Consider the following 267-nt stretch of genomic DNA (forward strand, 5'->3'; position numbering starts at 1 on the left):
CCACCACAGCCACTTGGCACGTAAAGAACCATGACTCAAGTCTGACGCCGCCATAACGGGTGTCAGATTTGCGCAATGACAACCCGGTTCCCGTACAAAGTGCTGTGATACACTCGCCCATCATCACGATTTCGCATAAGGCAACCCCATGAGCCCGAGATTATTGCGTTTTGGCTATCTGGCCGGATTTTTGATCTGTGCTGCCCTGCTTGGTGCAGCCTATTACTTCGAGATTGTGCTTTATATGGAGCCATGTCCGCTCTGTAT

At 50.9% G+C, this 267-nt stretch carries 1 protein-coding gene; it reads left to right on the top strand.

Annotated elements, in window-relative coordinates; translation table 11 throughout:
* Positions 1-148 precede the first annotated feature (148 nt).
* Positions 149-267: disulfide bond formation protein B (locus tag Q4563_RS23750; RefSeq protein WP_442903822.1), on the top strand; the 119-nt coding region annotated here is incomplete at its 3' end.

The organism is Gilvimarinus sp. 1_MG-2023 (genome assembly GCF_030548285.1).